Source organism: Nocardioides thalensis (genome assembly GCF_013410655.1).
Classification (GTDB): domain Bacteria; phylum Actinomycetota; class Actinomycetes; order Propionibacteriales; family Nocardioidaceae; genus Nocardioides; species Nocardioides thalensis.
Map to the genome: position 1 here is coordinate 3997018 of NZ_JACCFP010000001.1, position 18180 is coordinate 4015197.

The window sequence follows — 18180 nt, forward strand, 5'->3', positions numbered from 1 at the left end:
CCTTCCTCGCCGATCAGCGGACGGCGTACTTCGCGGCGCGCTCCACCAGGTCGGTGAACAGCGCGTGGTCGGTGGGGTTGGTGGCGTGCAGGTCCTCCGGGTGCCACTGCACCGCGAGGACGTGGCCGGCCTCGTGCTCGACCCCCTCGACGCAGTCGTCGGCGGCCCGGCCGACGACGGTCAGGCCGGCGCCGAGGCGGTCCACCGCCTGGTGGTGGTACGACGAGACCCGCACCACGTCGCGGCCGGTGACGTCGCGCAGCCGCCCGCTCGTGGTCACGTCGTGCTCGGCGCTGCGGTGCTGGACCGGACCGGGCTCGAGGTGCTGCACGAGGGTTCCTCCGAGCGCCACGTTGAGCACCTGCATGCCACGGCAGATCGCAAGGGTGGGCAGGCCGAGATCGAGCACAGCGGCGACGACGCCGAGGTCGAGGTCGTCGTCGTGGGGCATCGGCGGCTCGGTCTCGGGCAGCGGTTCCTGGCCGTAGCGGCGGGGGTCGAGGTCTCCCCCGCCCGGCAGCAGCACGCCGTCGAACCGCGCGAGCCGGTCGGCGATGCCGCCGGCGGGATCGGCGTCGGGACCGTGCAGGACCAGCGGTTCTCCGCCGGCGGCCCAGACGGCCTCGCACATCGCCTCGGACATGATCGTGCCCGAGAACCGGAGGACCTGGACCTGCGGGCTGCGCCGCCCGGGGATCGCGATCAGCGGCCGCATCAGAACGGGTACTCCAGCGTCGGCAGCCACTGCTCCCACGCGGCGCGGTGCCGGCCGTCGGCGATGATCGCGGCCAGCGCGTCGTCGATCTCCGTGCGCAGGTCCGGCAGGTCCTTGGCCACGCCGATCCCCCACGGGTTGTGGGTCTTGACGACGAAACCGAGCTCGAACGTCGGGTCGCTCTCGCCGAGCGGGACGAACACGACGTCGTCGTCGACCACGGCGAACACGTCGCCGGAGCGAAGCGCCGCGAGCATGTCGGCGTACACGTCGTCGGAGTCGCCGGAGAACGGCACGACGACCGCGCCCTCGAAGGTGTTGGCGAGCCGCTCGTTGGCGGAGCCCGCGATCGCTGCCACCCGTCGTCCGACCAGGCCGGAGGGGTCGCGCACCGCCTCGCCCCGGCGGCACAGCACGCCCTCGTGGAAGACGCCGTACGGCCGGGTGAAGTCGACCTGCTCGAGGCGGGCCGGGATGATCCCCTGGCCGCAGAGGACGGCGTCGACCTCGTGGCGCTGGGCCGCGGGCAGCATGTCGCCCCACGGCATCAGGGCCCACTCCAGGTCGAGACCCATCTCGTCGGCGAGCAGCGCGGCGACGGCGGGCTCGAACCCCTGCCGGCCGCCGGGGGCCGAGGCCAGGCCGAACAGCGGCGGGGCGTCGGCGTCGAGGCAGGCGAGCCGGAGCCGGAGCCGGCCCGGGGTCGCGGTCGCGGCGCTCACGGCAGGTCGTCCCAGTACGTCGCGCGCTCCCAGCTGGTGACGGTGCTGTTGAAGCGCGCCCACTCGTCGGTCTTGAACGCGACGAGCAGGTCGGAGAGCTCGGTGCCCAGGGCGTCACGGAGGAAGCTGTCGGCCTCGAAGGCAGAGATCGCCTCGCCGAGGCTGAGCGGCAGCTTGCCGAACAGCTCCGGTGCGGTGGAGAGGTACGACGACCCGACGGTCGGGTCGCCCGGGTCGATCTGGTTCTTGAGCCCGTCCTCGAGCGCCGCGACGAGCACCGCGTGGGAGAGGTAGGGGTTGACCGCGGCGTCGGGCAGCTTGTACTCGAGCCGGCCGTTGGCCGACAGCCGCACGGTGCACGTCTTGTTGTCCATGCCCCAGTCGATCCGCGACGGCGCGAACTGACCGGCGTCCCAGTAGCGCTTGTAGGAGTTGACCGTCGAGCCCATGACCAGCATCGCGCCGGGGGTGTGGGCGAGCAGGCCGCCGAGGGCGTGCCGGCCCTCGTCGGTGAGGTGCAGCTCCGGGCGGCCGGCGTCCTCGAGCACGTTGACGCCGTCGCGCCACAGGCTGAAGTTGTGGTGGCAGCCGTTGCCCATGTAGCCCGTGCCGGGCTTGGGCATGAAGCTGCACTCGATCCCGAGCTCGCGGGCGACCTGCTTGCACACCTGCCGGTAGGTGACCAGGCGGTCGGCCGTGAGGTTGGCGTGGTCGAACATCCAGTTGAGCTCGACCTGGCCCTCGTCCTCGAAGTCGCCCTCGATCATGTCGAGGCCGAGCGCGCGGGCATAGCTGATGACCTTCTGGTAGACCGGGCGGAACCGCTCCAGGTGCTCGATGTGGTACGCCGGCGAGGAGTCGGGGCGGAACGTCGTCTCGAAGCCGGGGCCCTCCCAGGTCATCTCCGGCTCGGTGCCGGTGCGCAGCTCCAGGCCGGTGCGAGCCGTGAACTCGGCGTGCAGCCGGTGCAGCAGGCCGCGGGAGTCGGTGGCGAGGGCCGCGCCGGCCTCGTCGCCGCGGTGGTCCGGCTCGTAGAGGCGGCAGAAGACGCGGGCGACCGAGGTGTCCCACGGCAGCACGGCGAACGTCTCCAGGTCGGGGACTGCGGTGTACTCCGCGGCCTCGGTGCCGCCGCCGAGGAGCACACCCTCGCGGGTCGTCTGCAGGTTGGCGATCGCGGTGCGGTGCTGGTTGACGCCCCGCACGGCGAGCCGGTCGAAGTGCCCGGCGGGCACCACCTTGCCGACGACGCGGCCGGTGATGGTCACGGCCTGGAAGTAGACGTACTCCACGCCGTTGGCGGCGATGGCCTGCGTGATGTCGTCGAGCGCTCCCGGTCGGGAGTTGAGCTCGCGATGGAGGTCGAGCGCGGTGGGCATGGGTGGTCCTCTCGAGCGTCTTCTCGGGGTCAGTGGACGGCGACCGGCGCCGCGAAGCGGTCGCGGAGGGCGCGCAGCCGGGCGGGCGGGATGTTGACGGCGAGGACGCCGACGAGCGCCCCGTCGTGGTGGTAGGTGACGACGGCGCCGTCACCGAGGCGGGCGAGGTCGCCCTCCTCGAGCCGCAGCTCGCTGCCGAGGGCGGGCGAGCCGTAGGCCTGGAGCCGCAGGTCGAGCAGGTCGCTCCAGAACGACGGCGTCGGGGCGAACGGCGTGTCCGGGCCGGGCGTCCCGGCCAGGTCGGCGACCAGCGTGGCCGCCGCCCGCTTGGCCGTGTCGGTGGGCATCGACCAGTGCTCGACGCGGCGCGGTCGGGCGCCGAGGTCCGGGCCGAAGAGCGGGTTGGGGAAGCGCGACACGTCGCCGACGGCGACGACGCGCTGGGCGCCGACGACCCGCAGGTCGTTGTCGGTGAGGACGCCGTCGGACAGGTCCAGGCCGTTGCCCTCGAGCCACTCGGTGTTGCAGGCGGAGCCGACGGCCTCGACGACGAGGCTCGCCTCGAGCGTCCGCCCGTCGTCGAGCAGGACCCCGGCGACGGCGCCGACGCCGGCGTACGCCGCGACGCCCACGCCGCTGACGAAGGTGATGCCGGCGGCCTCGAGGTGGCGCTGGATCGCGGCGCCGACCTCGCGACCGAGAGCGGGCTCGAAGGCGACCGCCTCGGGGTGCACCACCGTGACCGGCAGACCCAGCGTGTGGAGCGAGGCGGCCGTCTCGCAGCCGACGAACCCGGCGCCGACCACGACCACCTGCGAGGCGTCGGCGATCGCGGCCCGCAGGGCGCAGGCGTCGTCGAGGGTGCGCACGACGTGGCGACCCTCGGTCGGCCCGGGTACGGCCAGGCGGCGAGCGCGGAGACCGGTCGCGACGACCAGGCCGTCATAGGTCAGTGCGGTCCCGTCGTCGAGGGCGAGCGCCCGTCGGGCCAGGTCGGCGGAGACGACGCGGCGCCCGACCCGGAACTCGACGTCCTCGACAGAGGCGCGGCGCCGGAACGCGATGCCGGCGTGCAGCCGGGCGGGGTCGTGGTCGCCCGGGTCGGCGAGCACCTCCTTCGACAGCGGCGGCCGGTTGTACGGCAGCCAGGGCTCCTCGCCGACCACGGTGACCGGGCCGTCGTGGCCGGCCGCCCGGAGCTGCTCGGCGGCGCGGAGGCCACCGAGGGAGCCACCGACGACGACCACGTGACCCGTGCTCATCAGGCGCCGATCAGGATCGCCTGGACGGGGCAGACGTCGGCCGCCTCCTCGACCTCGTCGAGGTAGGCGTCGTCCACCTCGCCGTCGTGCTCGAGCTTGCCGTCGTCGTTCATCCGGAACGCGACGGGGGCGGCGATGGCGCACTGGCCGTGGTCCTCGCACTTGGCCATGTCCACGGTGATCTTCATGGGTCTCTCCTGGTCGGTCGTGCTGGTCAGGGGGCCGGGGTGAAGCTGATCGGCAGCGTGATCGGCCCGGTGTTGCCGGAGTCGGGGAGCCAGGTGTCGCCCGGCAGCGGCTTGGGGTCGCGCAGCCGGCGCGCGAGCAGCGGGAGCGCCTCGGACATGTCGCTGCGGGCGACGAAGTGGCCCAGGCAGTGGTGGGCGCCGCCGCCGAAGCCGTAGTGCGGGCGGCGCTCGGCGGTGATGTCGAAGGACGGCTCACCGAAGACACGGGGGTCGGTGCCCGCGGACTCGCTGTAGAGGTGCACCGTGGTGCCGGCCTCGATCGTGAGCCCCTCGAACTCGAACGTCTCCTTGGCCTCCCGGGTCACCCAGCGCACGGTCGGGTTGACCCGCATGACCTCCTCGACGGCCTTGCCGCCGAGCGACGGGTCGGCCGCCAGGACGTCCCACTGGTCCGGGTGCTGCATGAACGTCTGCATCGCCAGGCCGAGCTGGTTGCGGGTGGTGTCGTAACCGCCGAAGATCAGCAGCACGATGGCGTCGCGCAGCTCGGTGGCGCTGAGCCGGTCGTCGTCGCGCTGCGCCTTGACCAGCACCGACATGAAGTCTTCGCCCGGGTTCGCCCGGCGGTCGGCGATCAGCGCGTCGGCGTACTCGTAGAGGCGCTGGAGCGCTGACTCGATCTTCGGCAGGTCCTGCTTGATGGTCACGCCGAGGGAGAGCCCGAGGGTCGCGGACTCGCGGGCGATGATCTCCCACTCCGACTCCGGCAGGCCGAGCATGATCGCGATGACCCGGGCGGCGTACGGCTCGGCGAACTCGGCGGTGAAGTCGCACTCGCCGCGCTCGGCGAACGCGTCGATCAGCTCGGTCGCGAGCGCCTGGAACCGCGGCACGAGGCCGGCGATCAGCTTCGGCGAGAACGCGGGGTTCATCAGCCGGCGCAGGCGGTGGTGCTCCTCGCCCTCCTTGTTGAGGACCCACGAGTCGAACCAGGCGGCGAACGGCCCCTCGGTGACGCCGTTGTGGGCCGGCCACGCGACGCTCCCCTGCCGCAGCTTGGGGTGCTTGAGCAGCCTGCTGACCTCGTCGTACCGCAGGACCGCGATGCCGTACTCGGTGTGGGCGTACCAGCTCTGCTCGCGCGCCTGCTTCACCTCGTCCGAGGTGATCGAGAACGACGGGGCGGTGACCGCGAGGCGGGGTGCCTGCTCAGCGACGGTCGTGGACATCGGGCCCTCCTTGGTGTCGGGAGTGCCTAATCCTCTAGTTCTAGCGGTTTATCGTCAAGGGGTCCGCCCGAAGTCGTCCGGAAATGTTTCCGGCTACGCCTGCGACGAGGGCGCGAGCGCCAGGGTCCAGCCGGTCCAGGTGGTCATCGCGCCCACCGCCTGCCAGGACGCGCGGTCCTTCATCGGGTGGACCCGCACGCGCTCGCCCGGCATCCACCGTGCCGAGTTGGCGGCGAGGACGGACCGGTCGTCGTTGACGACGACCGCCTCGCCGGGCAGCCCGCGGAGCATGTGCACCAGGGCCTGCTCGACCCGGTGCGGGTCGATGTCGGCACCGGCCACGCCGACGAAGCGCTCGTCGACCAGCACGGGTACGGCGGCGGTCAATACCAGGAAGTCCGCGCCGGCGTAGTCGACGTACGGACCGTGGATCGCCGGCGCCCGGAGCCGCTCCGCCCCGGCGAACCACTCGGTGTCGAAGTACTCGTAGAGCTCCGGGTCGCCCTCCGAGAGGTTGAGGTTGAGACGGCGCAGCCCGCTCTCGCGGCGCTGGTACCAGAGCAGGTAGTGGTCGTTGTCCCTCATCACTCCAGCCGCGGCCGCGAAGCCGAAGCCGACGAAGTCCGGCGCGTCGGCGAGCGCGCCCTGGATCCGTGGGACGAGCGGCGCGAGGTCGGCGTCGGTGAGAGCGCCCACCGCCTCCGGGTCGATCGTGCCGGCCAGCTCCTCGGCGAGCTCGCCCAGCGGGACCAGCTCGCGGTGGAGGTAGTCGTTGAGCGCGTCGAGGACGGCGCGGAACTCGGCGGGCTCGTGGGTCTCGGCGCTCATCGGGCACCCTCCCTCGGGATGTCTTCGGCCAGCTTGAGGTGGGCCGTCGTCAGGCGGCGGAGGTTGCGGCGCACGTGTCGTTCGGCGGCCCGCTGGGCGGACTCGCCGTCCTCCGAGGCGATCGCGGTGGCGATGTCGTGGTGCTCGCGGCCGATGGCCGTGGCGTCGTCGTCGCCCAGGTGCGGCAGCCACAGCATGCCCGCCGACTCGGCCTGGAGCGCGACCTCGCGCCGCACCAGCCGGTCGGAGCGGGTCGCGATCGCGACCTCCACGTGGAAGCGAGAGTCGGCCTTCATCCGCGCGCCGCGCGAGGCCGCCACGGTCAACTGGTCGACCAGCTCGAGGATGCGACGGACGCTGCGCGACGTGGCACGCTCGGCCGCCAGCCGCGCGGCCATGCCGGAGATCGCCTGCTGCTCGTCGGCGAGGTCGCGGAGCGTGCTGACGCTGATCTCGGTGAGCCGCGCGAGGTCCGGCTCGGCCGGCGGCTCCAGCGAGCGCTTGATGAACGTCCCGCCGTTGCGGCCGCGCCGCGTCTCGACCAGGCCGCGCTCTCGCAGCGTCGAGATCGACTCGCGGAGCGTCATCGGCGCCACGCCGAGCTGTTGCGCGAACTCCGACTCGGGCGGGAGCTGCTGCCCATCGCGGAAGAGCCCCAGGTGGATCGCCTCGGTCAGCCGGTCGGCGATCTCCCCCGCGCGGCCGACGGCGGCCAAGGGGGCGATGATGGCGGCGGTGTCGATGACGAGCTCCTGGGATCGGCGGGACCGGGGCAGCCTAGTGCGGATCGTGGGGCCTCCGACGGGCCCTTGTAAATCCTTCGTTTCCCCTCTTGTGGTTTAAACCCCTAACTCTGTAGGTTTCCGCGGGACTGTTACCCACGCCACATGGAGGCACCCCGTCATGCACCACGCCGACCACGACGACGCGCAGCTCGCGTCGCTGGGCTACACGTCGGAGTTCCGGCGTGACATGAGCCCATGGGCCAACTTCTCGCTCGGGTTCACCTACCTCTCGCCGGTCGTCGGCATCTACACCGTCTTCGCGATCTCGCTCGCGCTCGCCGGCCCGCCGATGATCTGGAGCCTCCTCATCGTGGGCGTGGGCCAGCTCCTCGTCGCGCTCGTCTTCAGCGAGATCGTGGCGCAGTTCCCCGTGGCCGGCGGTGTCTACCCGTGGGCACGACGGCTCTGGGGCAAGAAGTACGCGTGGATGACCGGCTGGGTCTACCTCCTCGCGCTGTTGGCAACGGTCGCGTCGGTCACCTACACGGCCGGCTTCTACGTCGCGCCCGCGCTCGGGATCGATGCGACGACCAACACGGTGATCGTCTGCGGCCTGGGCACGATCCTGCTCGCGACCGTCATCAACTTCATGGGCACGAAGGTCCTCGCGTGGGCCGCGATCATCGGCTTCACCGCGGAGCTCCTCGGCGCGCTGGCGGTCGGCGGCTGGCTGCTGATCGCCCACCGCGAGCACGGTCTCGACGTCCTGTTCGACTCCTTTGGCGCCGCCGGCGAGGGCAGCTACGTGTCCGCGTTCCTCGCGGCGAGCCTGATCGGCATCTACCAGTACTACGGCTTCGAGGCGTGCGGCGACGTCGCCGAGGAGGTCCCGAACCCGGGTCGCCTCATCCCCAAGGCCATGCGCCGCACCATCTACATCGGCGGCGCCGCGGCCACGTTCGTCTGCCTCGCGCTCGTGCTGTCCGTGGCCGACATCCCCGGCGTCATCGCGGGTGAGGACGTCGACCCGGTGACCACTGTCCTCAACGACGCGTTCGGCACGACCGGCGCCCGGATCGTCCTCTTCGTCGTGCTGATCTCGTTCGTGTCCTGCGCGATGTCGCTCCAGGCCGCCGCGAGCCGGCTCGCCTACTCCTACGGCCGCGACGACATGATCTTCGGCTCCGGCCTGCTGAAGAAGTTCTCCGCGACCCGCGGCGTCCCGCCGTACGCCCTGCTCCTGTCGGGCATCGTCCCGGCCCTGATCGTGATCTTCTCGAAGGTGAGCGCGGACGCCGTGCTCAAGATCGTCAGCTTCGCCGCCTTCGGCATCTACCTCGGGTTCCAGCTGGTCGTGCTCGCCGCGCTGCGGGCCCGGCTCAAGGGCTGGCAGCCGTCGGGGGCCTACCAGCTGGGCAGGTGGGGCCTGCCGGTCAACATCGCCGCCCTCGCCTACGGTGTCGCCGCGATGGTCAACATCGCGTGGCCGCGCACGCCGGACGCAGCGTGGTACGACAACTACCTCGTCCTGCTGTCGGCCGCGATCGTCGTCGGAACGGGCCTGGTCTACATGGCGCTGCACCGCAGCTACGGCCGCAGCGACGCCCCGCACTCCGATGCCATCCCCTCGACCACGGGGGTTGGGGCCGCCCCGCCGGAGGAGCCGGTGAAGGCCACCGTCTGAGTCCCACCGACCACCATCACGCGAGATCCCGCCCGGACCCGGTCCGGGCGGGATCTCGCTCTTGCCCGCGGCGGCGGCGCGGCGGCCCACCGGTTCAGTTGGTCAGTGTGGCGACGAGGTCGCGGACGCGCTGCTCGATGTCGTCACGGATCGGCCGCACCGCTTCGATGCCCTGACCAGCGGGGTCGTCGAGCTTCCAGTCCTCGTAGCGCTTGCCGGGGTAGAACGGGCAGGCGTCGCCGCAGCCCATGGTGATGACGACGTCAGAGTGTTGAACCGCTTCGGCGGTGAGGACCTTGGGCCGAGCGGCGGTGATGTCGATGCCCACCTCGCGCATCGCTTCGACGGCGACCGGATTGATCTGGTCGGCGGGCTCGGACCCCGCGGAGAGGACCTCGACGCGGTCGCCTGCGAGGTGCTGGAGCCAGCCTGCCGCCATCTGGGAGCGTCCCGCGTTGTGCACGCACACGAACAGGACCGTGGGCCTGGGGTCGGCGTGGTCGGTCATCGCATCTCCTCCGTGGTGCGGGGCTCGGGAAAGAGGAACCGAACGATCAGTGCGGCCAGGGCACCGCCCACGAGCTGCATGAGCACGAACATGGGGGCCGACGCCGGTGCGATCCCCGCGAACGTGTCGGAGAACGAGCGGCCGATGGTGACGGCGGGGTTCGCGAAGCTCGTGGAGCTGGTGAACCAGTAGGCGGCGGTGATGTAGCCGCCGACGGCGAACGCGACGGTGCTGGTCCGCTGGGTCCGCAGGCTGCCGAAGACGACGAGCACGAGCCCGAGCGTGGCGACGACCTCGGCGAGCCAGAGGTGGCTGCCGGTGCGGTCGGTCGTGGCGATGCTGACCGGAGAGAGGTCGAACATCAGGTTCGCGAGCACGGCACCGAGCACGCCGCCGATGACCTGCGCCGCGATGAGCGCCGCGGCGGTCGTCGTACCGATGAGACCGAAGGCGCGTTCGACGACGGTGACCACCGGGTTGAACGCGGCGGAGACGGGCTGGAGAGCCAGGATGAGCGCGACCAGGGCGGCGCCGGTGACGAGGCTGTTCTCCAGGAGCTGCAGCCCGACGTCGTCGGGCGAGAGCCGGGTGGCGGCGATGCCGGAGCCGATGACGGCGGCCACGAGGAAGGCCGTGCCGACCAGCTCGGCGACCACGCGCTGCGCGAGCGTCGCGGAAGCGGGGAGCGGCTCGATGCGAGGGCTGACCGGGTCGGCCATCAGCAAGTGGAGGCCACCGGGCCCGCCGCGAACAGGGTCATGATCGCGGTCATCGCCTCGGGCTTGGCCTGGTAGTAGACCCAGGTGCCGCGCTTCTCGCGGTCAAGGAGGCCAGCCTCGTGGAGCACCTTGAGGTGGTGGCTGATGGTCGGTTGCGACAGGTCGAAGGCCGGGGTCAGGTCGCACACGCATGCCTCCCCGCCCTCGTGCGACAGCACCATCGACATCAACCTCAGCCGAACCGGGTCGGCCAGCGCCTTGAGGAGGGGCGCGACCTGAGCGGCCTGCTCGTCGCTCATCGGCTCCCGCGACAGCGGGGTGCAGCAGGCGAGCGCATCGCTGCCGGTCAGCAGGGGGAGCGAGGACTTAGACACGCTTCTATATTGACAGAGATCAATCTATGGAGCAACCTGTGGCCAGTAAGACATAGACAGTCATCAATATCTGCGGCGGCCTTGCCGCCCCCGAACGGAAGGAACCCCCTATGTCCCGTGTCCAGCTCGCCCTCCGCGTCGCCGACCTCGACGGCTCGATCGACTTCTACTCCCGCCTCTTCAACACGGCGCCGGCCAAGCGCCGCCCCGGTTACGCCAACTTCGCGATCGCCGAGCCGCCGCTGAAGCTGGTCCTGCTCGAGGGGCAGCCCGGCACGGAGACCCGGATGGACCACCTGGGGGTCGAGGTCGAGAGCACGGACCTCGTCGCCGCGGCCACCAACCGGCTCGCCGACGCCGGCCTGGCCACCCGCGTGGAGGACAACACCACCTGTTGCTACGCCGTGCAGGACAAGGTGTGGGTGTCCGGCCCCGGCAACGAGCCGTGGGAGGTCTACACCGTCACCGGCGACGCCCGCCCCGACCTCGAGGGCAAGGCCGACCTCGACCTGAGCGACGTGTCCGGCCTCGGAGGTTGCTGCACCAACATCGACGACAACAACACCGACGTCGACCGCACCCACGACGCTGGCGACGAGCCGGCCGGGAAGACCCCCGCCTGCTGCTGAAAGGAAGTCACCATGCATCCAGGCATTGCTCGAGCACTCGCCGACAGTCGCATCACCGAGCTCCACCGCGAAGCTGCCGACCACCGTCTCCTGCGGCAGGCGGTCCGACGCCGCAGTGATCTGCGGTCTGCGGCGGTCATCGCCCGGGTCGCGACCCTCGCGTCGGCCGCGTCGGCCAGGGCGTCGACCACGCCACGCCAGCCCGCGCCGGCCTGCTGCTGACAGTGGACCGGAGAACAGCCCCTCCCTGCGATTCCGCAGGTGGGGGCTGTTTCACATGGCGGTGGCTCTGTGAGCTAGGCGCTCAGGAATGTGAGTAGTGCTTCGTTCACTTCGTCGGCATGGGTCCACAACATGCCGTGCGGGGCTCCTTCGATCTCGACATACTGCGCCGAGGGGATGAGGGCCCGGAACGGCCGTGCGGTCGCATCGATCGGAAGGACGTTGTCGCTGGTGCCGTGGGCGATCAGGGTGGGGACGTCGATCTTGGGGATGTCGTCGCGGAAGTCGGTGGGCCAGGTCAGCGGGGCCGCGGCGGCGGCGCACCAGCCCCCCGCGACGGTGACGTCCCAGCTGCGGCGGACAACCTCCTCGCTGATGCGGGTCCCGAGGTTCTCTTCGAGGTTGTAGAACTGCTCGTAGAAGGCGGTGTAGTAGGCGTAGCGGTCGTTGCTGACCTGCTCGCTGATCCCGACGAAGAACTCCAGCGGCGCGGCGCCGGTCGGGTTGTCCTCGGACTTGGCGAGGCAGGGTTCGAGGGAGGCCAGGAACGCGGCCTTGGCGACGCGGCGTGAACCGTAAGTGGCCAGGTACCGGGCGACCTCGCCGGTGCCCATGGAGAACCCGACGAGGACGGCGTCGGTGAGGTCGAGTGTCTCCATGAGGGCGTGGAGGTCGCTGGCGAAGGTGTCGTAGTCGTAGCCGTCGCTGGGTTGACTGGACTGCCCGAAGCCGCGGCGGTCGTAGGTGATCACGCGGTACCCCGAGGAGAGCAGGACCTTGGCCTGCTTCTCCCACGAGTGGCCATCCAGGGGGAACCCGTGGATGAGCACGACCGGTTGGCCCTGCCCATGGTCTTCGTAGTAGATCTCGATGTCGGTGCGGTTCTCGGCGCCGACGGTGATGAACGGCATGGCGGAACTCCTTCGTGGTTGGTCGCGGTTGTCGCGGTCGAGACATGAGGGCCCGGGAAGGGGCGCGAGGATGGGCGCACCCGCCCGGGCGTGCGCTGCCCAGCCCGCGCCACCGGTTGGTGCGGGTGTGCTGGGTCGCGCGAGGGAGTGACCCTCGGGCGGGTCAGAGCATGCTGTTGCCGTTGACGGTGTTCTCGGCACTGGTCTCGGGTTGGACGACGTCCCAGTGCTCGACGATCTTTCCGTCGTGGATGCGGAAGATGTCGACGATGATCTGGGTTCCCTCACCCCAGCCGGTGACGCGGCTGTGGGCCCAGACGAGGTCGCCGTCCTCGGCCACACGTTCCGGCCGCCAGGTGAAACCTTCGAGGTGGGGTACGGCGGTCCGCAGCCCGTCGAGGCCGTTGGGCAGGCCGGGGCTGTGCTGGATGTAGGGCTCGGACCAGTACCGGTCGAGTGCCGTGAGGTCCTTGAGCTCGAAGAGCTCGTGCATCGCGGTTCGGACCAGGTCTGCGTTGGACATCTCTAGATCTCCTTGATGGTGCCGGTGAGCGTGTAGAGCTGCCCGTCGACGGTGACGTTGGAGTACAGGACTCCCTTCTCGAAGTCCTCTACATGCGTGACGGTGGATCCGTTCGCTTCGCGCCAGGCGTTGAGCCACACGTTCGGCCGGATCTCGGTCGCCGTGATGGCGACGGTTTCGGTGTGGCCGTCCGGGGCCAGGCCGGCGCCGTCGGTGACGACGAAGGTGGCCTTGTCGTCGGGTTCGAAGGTGTACCGGACCTTGAGTCCACCGAGGTCGAAGTGGAAGGTGCGGTTCTCGAGTGCGGTCGGCATGGTGGCTTTCTCCGTGGACCGGGCTCAGTTGCCGACTGCGCGGTCGATGAGGTCGATGACCTTGTCGGCCTTGGACAGCATCGAGAGATGGCCGGCCTTGACCCGCACCGTGGTCGAACCTGCACGGGTGCTCATCGCGCGCTGCTGGGCAATCGGGATGACGTTGTCGAGAGTGCCGATGAGCGACCAGCTCGGGATCGTGTCCCAGGACGGTGCGGGTGAGGCTTCGAGTCCGCCGGAGTAGGTGAGCGGCCGCTGCGCGAGCGCAAGGTCGGCGGCGGTGCGTCGCGGGAGGTCGTTGCCGAAGGCGCCGATGAAGACCTTGCGCTTGACGTAGAGGTCGACGTCGCCTTCCGGCGCTCCGGGGTAGTCGACGGTGTCGAACACGGTGGCCGGGTCGGCTCCGAGGTGGGAGCCGGGCTTGGAGGTTGCGAGCTGGAAGGTCGACTCGCCTTCGGCAGGGATGAAGGCGTTGATGTAGACCAGCGCCTCGACGTCCGGGTCGTCGACGCCGCTGATCACGGTGCCGCCGTAGGAGTGGCCCACGAGCACGACCGGGCCGTCGGTTCGTTCGGCGAGGTACGCCTCGAGGTAGGCGATGTCGTTGGCCGGCCCGCGCAGCGGGTTCGGTGCCGTGAGGACGCGATGGCCGTCGTTGATCAGCCCTCGGGCGACTGCCGACCAGGAGGACGCGTCGGCCCAGGCGCCGTGGACGAGCACGATCGTCGGCTTCGTGGCGGCGCGTTGGGTGAGCTCGCCGGGAGGTGGGCTGGCGTGGGCGGAGGTCGAGGCGGGTACGGCGGCGGCGATCAGTGTGGCGGCCGCGGCGAGGTGGATACGCATGGGGGTCTCCTGGTCAGATCTGGACGAGGTTGCGGGTCGGCAGCGAGCCTCCGGGGAACTGCAGGAGCAGTCCCCCGTCGGTGAGGCCGCCGAGGTTGATGGGTTCGAACCCGAGACGGGTGATCAGGCGCGCGACCCAGGTGGAGGCGTCCGCGTGGTCGCTGGCGTGGAAGAGGACGCGTCGTCCGTTGCCTGCGCGTGGTGGTGCGGCGAGCGCGTCGGGTGCCAGGTGGCGCCTTGACGACCTTGGCGCCGTTGGCGAGGTGGGCCACGACCCGGCTCGAGGCCGTTTCTCCGCCGAGGCTTGCCATCCGGGAGGTGGGCGCCTCGATCGGGTTGGTGGTGTCGATGAGGAGTCTGCCCTTCCAGTCGTCGAGGCGGTCGAGGGCGGCGGGTACCTGGCTCCATGGGACCGACAGGACGATGGCGTCGGCGTCCTCGAGGTCGACGGCGTCGCCCGGGCGGGCCGCCGGGCCGAGCCGGTCGGTCACGGTCTGCAGGCTGGTGGGTCCGCGCCTGCTGGTGAGGATGACGCGGGTGTCTTCGAGGCGCACGAGCTGGCTGGCGAGCGCCTGGGCGATGGCGCCGGCGCCTAGGAACCCGATGATGGTGGTCATCCGGCGAGGCCTTTGGAGTCGAGCCACAGCAGACAGGCGTCGGCGACTTCTTTCCATCCGTGGTCGATCGTCAGCGAGTGCCCTCTGCCTTCGAACTGCTGGAGCTCGGTGGAGGCCTCGGAGTGCGCGTAGAGCGTGTAGGCGGCCCGGGTGACCTTGTCGGGCACGGTGTGGTCGGCGGTGCCGGACATGATGAGTAGGGGGCCGCGGTCGGCGTTGTCGGTGGCGACCTTGGCCGGCGAGTTGCGCTTGAGGTTCGCCGACGCCGCTTCGAAGAGCGGACGCCCGGGTGAGGGGATGTTCCACTGCTCCCAGAGGGCGTCGGACTCCTCGGGCGTGAGTGCGTTGCCGAACGCGTAGCGGAACTGCTTGGCGGTCAGGGCCTGCGCCTTCGACTTGTTCGTCGGGTTGCCGAGGACGGGGAAGGCGGAGCGCAGCTGGGCGAACGGCAGTGGCTTCACGCCTTTGATCGGGGCGGGGTCGATCGCGATCGCGGCGGCGACCGCGTTCTCGCCGAGCATCTTCTCCGCGACGAGTCCTCCGAAGGAGTGGCCGATGGCGATGACGGGCCCGTCCACGGCACGCGCGGCGTCGCAGTAGTGGGAGACGAGGTCGTCGATGCCGTGGCCGGCCTGGGCGTCGGGGTTTGCGCGGGTCTCCTCGATCGTTGCGGCCTCTCCCGGGTAGCCCGGGGCGAGTGTCGCCCATCCGTTCTGCTCGAAGTGGTCCTGCCAGGGGCGCCAGGACTGGGCTGAGAGCCACAGTCCGTGGACGAACATGATCGTGCTGCGGGGCATGGTGGCTCCTGAGGTCTCGCGCGCCCGAGGGTCGGGCGTCGGGTGCCTGTCGGCCCGCCGAGACCGGGCGTGCTGGCGCAGATGACGCTATGGAGCCGGACGAGAGGTCGGCATCAGTCACGTGACGGTTTTTGTCAGCGGCCGGAGTGGTCGTCGCCTTCGAGGAGGTCGCGGAGCTGGTGTCGGCCGGCGACGCCGAGCTTGGGGAAGATCTGGTAGAGGTGGGAGGAGATGGTGCGCGGTGAGAGGAAGAGTCGCTCGCCGATCTCCCGGTTGGTCAGGCCGTCGGCCGCCATCCGCACGATCTGCTGTTGCTGCGGCGTCAGCTGGGCGAGCACACCGTCCTGGGGAGGTTCCGCGGTGACGCCTGCCGCACGCAGCTCGTTGCGGGCCTGGGTCGCCCAGCTGACTGCGCCGGTTGCGTCGAAGGTGTCCGCGGCTGCAGCAAGGATGGGCCGGGCATCGGTCAGGCGGCGCTGGCGGCGCAGCCACTGCCCGTAGTCGAGGGCAGCGCGGGCGTGTTCGAAGGACCAGGTTGCCCCGTCCGGGTCGTCGACGGCGAGCCGGAAGAGACGTTCGGTGTCAGTCACGTGGTCGGCGGTCAGGGCTTCGGCGTGGTGCAGCAGGAGCTCGAACCGGGTTGCGCCGCTGCCGGCGATCGTGTCGCGAGCGTGAGCGAGGACTGGTCGGACCTCGTCGATCCGGGCGACCTGTGCGGCAGCGCCGGCGATCTCCGCGATCGCCATCATCGAGACATGTTCGTGCCGTGGGGTGCCGTCGGGTTCGAAGAGCTCCTTCAGGTGCGCGAACGCGCCATGGTGGTCGGCGTCGACGCGGTCACACAGGCCGAGGGTGAGCTGCAGGTGGCAGAACAGCGATCGGTGGTCGTCGCGGTCGAGGTCGGCGAGCGTGCGCCGGGCGAGGTCTCGTGCTTGTCCGGTGTCACCCCGGATTGCGGCGGCGCGTGCTCTCAGGTGGTCTGCGGACTGGCCCAGGAATCGCGAGTTGTCCAGGGCTGCGACCTGGTCGAGCTCCCGTGCCACGTCTTCTGCGTCGGCGAATCGACCGAGGTCCAGGTAGACGGAGCCGAGCGCGGTGAGCGGGTTGCCGGTTTCTCCTTGCGCGTCGTGGCGCCGCATCAGCCTGACGGACTCCCCGAGGAGCTCGGCTGCGACCACCGACTGATCCAGCAGCCAGCAGGCGGCGCCCAGGAGCATGGCGCGCACGTGTCCGAATTCCGATGACAGGCCGGCGGGGTCGGCGGTCATCTCCTTCAGGCGCACCAGCTGGTCGGGGCTGCGATGGAACGGGTCGGTGGCTGCCGCTGCCCACAGTTGGGTGGGTTCCGAGAGCTGGGGCGGCAGGGCCGGCCGCTCGGGCATGGCGGCTGCCTGCAGATGCGCGATCTCCTTGCGCAGGAGGTCCCGGTCGCCGTTGGCCTGGTAGATCAGGACCGCTTGCACCGAGAGGGCTGCCCAGCCCACCGTCGGGTCGGCGATGACGGCGTCGCGGACGACTTCGGCGAGCGCCTCGGTGGCCGCACGATGCAGGCCCGTGCGCGCCAGGGCGGCTGCGCGGTTGTGCTCGGCGAGCACGAGCATCTGCGGGTCCGTGGTGTGCTGGCCGACCTTGGTCGCCAGGTCCTCGACCCAGGCGAAGTTGCCGCTGGTGCCGGCGAGGCTCGCAGCCATCAGGAGTCGGTGCGCACGCGCCGAGTCTTCTTCGGTGAAGGTTGCTGCTCGTTCGTAGGCGCGCGCTGCCTCCACGAACGCGCCGCGGGCGCGGGCCCGGACGGCGTAGGCGGCTAGCTCCACGGCGACCGTCTCGTCGGGACTGGTCGCGGCGGCCGCGATCTGCCACGCGCGACGGTCGGGGTCGCCGGCCAGTACCTGGGCGAGGATGGTGTGGAGCTGGCGGCGACGCGCGACCGGGACCGCTCGGTAGGCCGCCCGGCGGGCCACGGGGTGGCGGAACTCCAGGTGGTCGCGGGTCGCCGAGATCAGCCCGGTCCGTTCCGCAGGTGCCAGGTCTGCGATGTCCAGCGGCGGCTTCACGGCTGCGGCGAGGACGGCCACGTCGTCGGCGCCCGCCGCGACCAGGGCCAGGACGTCACGGGTGGCCGCCGGCAGCTCGTGCAGCTCGGCGGCGAAAACGGCCTCCAGTCGCTCGACCGGCGGCAGGTCGTCAGTGGTCGCGATCGCGCGAGGGTCCTGCGCCGCCACGCGGCCGAGCTCGACCAGGCTGAGCGGATTGCCTGCCGACTCGCGCAGCACCGTCTTGAGCGCGGCGCCGACCAGCGATGGGTAGCGGGAGCCCAACAAGGCTCGGGCGCTGACGTCGTCGAGCGGGCCAAGGTCGATCACACGTGCTCGTTCCAGCCCGCTGGGCACCTCCGTGCCCCGCGCGCTCGCCACCGTGACCACGGGGGCGCCATCGAGTCGACGCAGCACGAACCCGAGGACTGACCGGGAGGCGTGGTCCATCCAGTGGAAGTCGTCAACCAGGAACAGCAACGGCTTCTCGGCCGCCAGCCCGGTGAGCAGGTTCCCTGTGGCGAGCCGGAGCAGCAGCGAGCCGTCCTCCTCGGGAAGAGCGCCGTGCTCGTGGACGGCGAGCACCGCGTCGCGTTGTCCGACCGGGAGTGCATCCAATCCCGGCGCGAGGCGCGCGAGGAGGTCGGCAAGGCCAGCGAACGCGACGTTGGAGTCCGCCTCGTGGCCTCGCACGCTCAGGACCGCGACGCCGGACGCTTCTGCTTGGTTCTTGAGGGCTGCCAGCAGGGTGGTCTTGCCGACCCCGGGAGGGCCTAGCAACGCGGCCTGGGCCACGCCCTCCCTGCGCGCGACGAGCTCGCCGAGAATGCCGAGCTCCTGGTCGCGGCCGAACATGCACCACCCTCCGGGGTTCGATGGTGACGCCATAGTGGCAGTCACCACCCCCGGCACGCTGCTCAGTTTCACCAACCAGAATGCGTCGGCGGCCTGTCCCGTC

General features: G+C 70.8%; 20 protein-coding genes. 2 read left to right on the top strand and 18 right to left on the bottom strand.

The annotated features are described in order from the left end of the window. Positions 1-13: 13 nt before the first annotated feature. The 8 genes from HNR19_RS19470 to HNR19_RS19505 form a co-directional block, all read right to left on the bottom strand. Positions 14-715 (bottom strand): gamma-glutamyl-gamma-aminobutyrate hydrolase family protein, encoded by a 702-nt coding sequence (locus tag HNR19_RS19470; RefSeq protein WP_179669450.1) that lies wholly within the window; start codon positions 713-715, stop codon positions 14-16. Continuing rightward, positions 715-1437: a transporter substrate-binding domain-containing protein gene (locus HNR19_RS19475; protein ID WP_179669451.1), complete on the bottom strand. Its 723-nt coding sequence runs from the start codon at positions 1435-1437 to the stop codon at positions 715-717. The genes HNR19_RS19470 and HNR19_RS19475 overlap by 1 nt, the downstream gene beginning before the upstream one ends. After that, the gene (locus tag HNR19_RS19480; protein ID WP_179669452.1) at positions 1434-2816 is read right to left on the bottom strand and encodes a glutamine synthetase family protein; all 1383 of its coding nucleotides are present in this window, start codon (positions 2814-2816) and stop codon (positions 1434-1436) included. The genes HNR19_RS19475 and HNR19_RS19480 overlap by 4 nt, the downstream gene beginning before the upstream one ends. Positions 2817-2845: 29 nt before the next feature. Further along, a complete protein-coding gene (locus tag HNR19_RS19485; RefSeq protein ID WP_179669453.1) occupies positions 2846-4078 on the bottom strand; it encodes an NAD(P)/FAD-dependent oxidoreductase in 1233 nt (410 codons plus the stop codon). Beyond that, positions 4078-4266 (bottom strand): ferredoxin, encoded by a 189-nt coding sequence (locus HNR19_RS19490; RefSeq protein ID WP_179669454.1) that lies wholly within the window; start codon positions 4264-4266, stop codon positions 4078-4080. The genes HNR19_RS19485 and HNR19_RS19490 overlap by 1 nt, the downstream gene beginning before the upstream one ends. 26 nt (positions 4267-4292) lie before the next feature. Beyond that, positions 4293-5495: a cytochrome P450 gene (locus HNR19_RS19495; RefSeq protein ID WP_179669455.1), complete on the bottom strand. Its 1203-nt coding sequence runs from the start codon at positions 5493-5495 to the stop codon at positions 4293-4295. A 93-nt stretch (positions 5496-5588) separates the two neighbouring features. Beyond that, positions 5589-6323 carry a cache domain-containing protein gene (locus tag HNR19_RS19500; protein ID WP_179669456.1) on the bottom strand — a complete coding sequence of 245 codons (735 nt, stop codon included), beginning with the start codon at positions 6321-6323 and terminating at the stop codon, positions 5589-5591. Continuing rightward, positions 6320-7039, bottom strand: a complete 720-nt coding sequence (locus tag HNR19_RS19505; RefSeq protein WP_218910324.1) for a FadR/GntR family transcriptional regulator — start codon at positions 7037-7039, stop codon at positions 6320-6322. The genes HNR19_RS19500 and HNR19_RS19505 overlap by 4 nt, the downstream gene beginning before the upstream one ends. 187 nt (positions 7040-7226) lie before the next feature. On the opposite strand from HNR19_RS19505, the gene HNR19_RS19510 reads away from it, so the two are divergent. Then, on the top strand, positions 7227-8732 hold the full coding sequence (locus HNR19_RS19510; protein WP_179669457.1) for an APC family permease: 1506 nt from the start codon (positions 7227-7229) through the stop codon (positions 8730-8732). Between the two features lie 94 nt (positions 8733-8826). On the opposite strand, the gene HNR19_RS19515 is transcribed toward HNR19_RS19510, so the two are convergent. From HNR19_RS19515 to HNR19_RS19525, 3 genes are read right to left on the bottom strand one after another with little or no spacing between them, the layout of a single operon-like run. Further along, positions 8827-9240, bottom strand: a complete 414-nt coding sequence (locus tag HNR19_RS19515) for an arsenate reductase ArsC (protein WP_179669458.1) — start codon at positions 9238-9240, stop codon at positions 8827-8829. Further along, positions 9237-9959: an aquaporin gene (locus tag HNR19_RS19520; protein WP_179669459.1), complete on the bottom strand. Its 723-nt coding sequence runs from the start codon at positions 9957-9959 to the stop codon at positions 9237-9239. The genes HNR19_RS19515 and HNR19_RS19520 overlap by 4 nt, the downstream gene beginning before the upstream one ends. Next, entirely contained in the window at positions 9959-10333 is a 375-nt protein-coding gene (locus tag HNR19_RS19525) for a metalloregulator ArsR/SmtB family transcription factor (protein ID WP_343047281.1), read from the bottom strand. The genes HNR19_RS19520 and HNR19_RS19525 overlap by 1 nt, the downstream gene beginning before the upstream one ends. A 110-nt stretch (positions 10334-10443) precedes the next feature. Between HNR19_RS19525 and HNR19_RS19530 the strand changes: the two genes are divergently transcribed. Then, a complete protein-coding gene (locus HNR19_RS19530; protein WP_179669460.1) occupies positions 10444-10962 on the top strand; it encodes an ArsI/CadI family heavy metal resistance metalloenzyme in 519 nt (172 codons plus the stop codon). 296 nt (positions 10963-11258) lie between these two features. Here the strand turns inward: HNR19_RS19530 and HNR19_RS19535 are convergent, their stop codons facing one another. The 7 genes from HNR19_RS19535 to HNR19_RS19565 form a co-directional block, all read right to left on the bottom strand. Then, positions 11259-12095 (bottom strand): alpha/beta fold hydrolase, encoded by an 837-nt coding sequence (locus HNR19_RS19535; protein ID WP_179669461.1) that lies wholly within the window; start codon positions 12093-12095, stop codon positions 11259-11261. Positions 12096-12258: 163 nt separating this feature from the next. Further along, positions 12259-12618: a nuclear transport factor 2 family protein gene (locus tag HNR19_RS19540; protein WP_179669462.1), complete on the bottom strand. Its 360-nt coding sequence runs from the start codon at positions 12616-12618 to the stop codon at positions 12259-12261. A gap of 2 nt (positions 12619-12620) precedes the next feature. Beyond that, complete coding sequence (locus tag HNR19_RS19545; RefSeq protein ID WP_179669463.1) at positions 12621-12932, bottom strand: MoaF-related domain-containing protein; 312 nt, start codon at positions 12930-12932, stop codon at positions 12621-12623. A gap of 24 nt (positions 12933-12956) precedes the next feature. Then, positions 12957-13775: an alpha/beta fold hydrolase gene (locus HNR19_RS19550; RefSeq protein ID WP_179669464.1), complete on the bottom strand. Its 819-nt coding sequence runs from the start codon at positions 13773-13775 to the stop codon at positions 12957-12959. Then, the gene (locus HNR19_RS23735; RefSeq protein WP_425490693.1) at positions 13742-14449 is read right to left on the bottom strand and encodes an NADPH-dependent F420 reductase; all 708 of its coding nucleotides are present in this window, start codon (positions 14447-14449) and stop codon (positions 13742-13744) included. The genes HNR19_RS19550 and HNR19_RS23735 overlap by 34 nt, the downstream gene beginning before the upstream one ends. Continuing rightward, the gene (locus HNR19_RS19560; protein ID WP_179669465.1) at positions 14389-15189 is read right to left on the bottom strand and encodes an alpha/beta hydrolase; all 801 of its coding nucleotides are present in this window, start codon (positions 15187-15189) and stop codon (positions 14389-14391) included. The genes HNR19_RS23735 and HNR19_RS19560 overlap by 61 nt, the downstream gene beginning before the upstream one ends. Before the next feature lie 134 nt (positions 15190-15323). Then, positions 15324-18077, bottom strand: coding sequence for an AAA family ATPase (locus HNR19_RS19565; RefSeq protein ID WP_179669466.1), 2754 nt, complete (start codon positions 18075-18077; stop codon positions 15324-15326). Between the last annotated feature and the right edge of the window lie 103 nt (positions 18078-18180).

What these genes read in the sequence shown, in the direction of transcription:
- HNR19_RS19470 (WP_179669450.1), bottom strand. Translation starts at nt 715, where the DNA reads ATGCGGCCGCTGATCGCGATCCCCGGGCGGCGCAGCCCGCAGGTCCAG.
- HNR19_RS19480 (WP_179669452.1), bottom strand. Translation starts at nt 2,816, where the DNA reads ATGCCCACCGCGCTCGACCTCCATCGCGAGCTCAACTCCCGACCGGGA.
- HNR19_RS19485 (WP_179669453.1), bottom strand. Translation starts at nt 4,078, where the DNA reads ATGAGCACGGGTCACGTGGTCGTCGTCGGTGGCTCCCTCGGTGGCCTC.
- HNR19_RS19490 (WP_179669454.1), bottom strand. Translation starts at nt 4,266, where the DNA reads ATGAAGATCACCGTGGACATGGCCAAGTGCGAGGACCACGGCCAGTGC.
- HNR19_RS19495 (WP_179669455.1), bottom strand. Translation starts at nt 5,495, where the DNA reads ATGTCCACGACCGTCGCTGAGCAGGCACCCCGCCTCGCGGTCACCGCC.
- HNR19_RS19500 (WP_179669456.1), bottom strand. Translation starts at nt 6,323, where the DNA reads ATGAGCGCCGAGACCCACGAGCCCGCCGAGTTCCGCGCCGTCCTCGAC.
- HNR19_RS19510 (WP_179669457.1), top strand. Translation starts at nt 7,227, where the DNA reads ATGCACCACGCCGACCACGACGACGCGCAGCTCGCGTCGCTGGGCTAC.
- HNR19_RS19515 (WP_179669458.1), bottom strand. Translation starts at nt 9,240, where the DNA reads ATGACCGACCACGCCGACCCCAGGCCCACGGTCCTGTTCGTGTGCGTG.
- HNR19_RS19520 (WP_179669459.1), bottom strand. Translation starts at nt 9,959, where the DNA reads ATGGCCGACCCGGTCAGCCCTCGCATCGAGCCGCTCCCCGCTTCCGCG.
- HNR19_RS19530 (WP_179669460.1), top strand. Translation starts at nt 10,444, where the DNA reads ATGTCCCGTGTCCAGCTCGCCCTCCGCGTCGCCGACCTCGACGGCTCG.
- HNR19_RS19535 (WP_179669461.1), bottom strand. Translation starts at nt 12,095, where the DNA reads ATGCCGTTCATCACCGTCGGCGCCGAGAACCGCACCGACATCGAGATC.
- HNR19_RS19540 (WP_179669462.1), bottom strand. Translation starts at nt 12,618, where the DNA reads ATGTCCAACGCAGACCTGGTCCGAACCGCGATGCACGAGCTCTTCGAG.
- HNR19_RS19545 (WP_179669463.1), bottom strand. Translation starts at nt 12,932, where the DNA reads ATGCCGACCGCACTCGAGAACCGCACCTTCCACTTCGACCTCGGTGGA.
- HNR19_RS19550 (WP_179669464.1), bottom strand. Translation starts at nt 13,775, where the DNA reads ATGCGTATCCACCTCGCCGCGGCCGCCACACTGATCGCCGCCGCCGTA.
- HNR19_RS23735 (WP_425490693.1), bottom strand. Translation starts at nt 14,449, where the DNA reads ATGGAAAGAAGTCGCCGACGCCTGTCTGCTGTGGCTCGACTCCAAAGG.
- HNR19_RS19560 (WP_179669465.1), bottom strand. Translation starts at nt 15,189, where the DNA reads ATGCCCCGCAGCACGATCATGTTCGTCCACGGACTGTGGCTCTCAGCC.
- HNR19_RS19565 (WP_179669466.1), bottom strand. Translation starts at nt 18,077, where the DNA reads ATGTTCGGCCGCGACCAGGAGCTCGGCATTCTCGGCGAGCTCGTCGCG.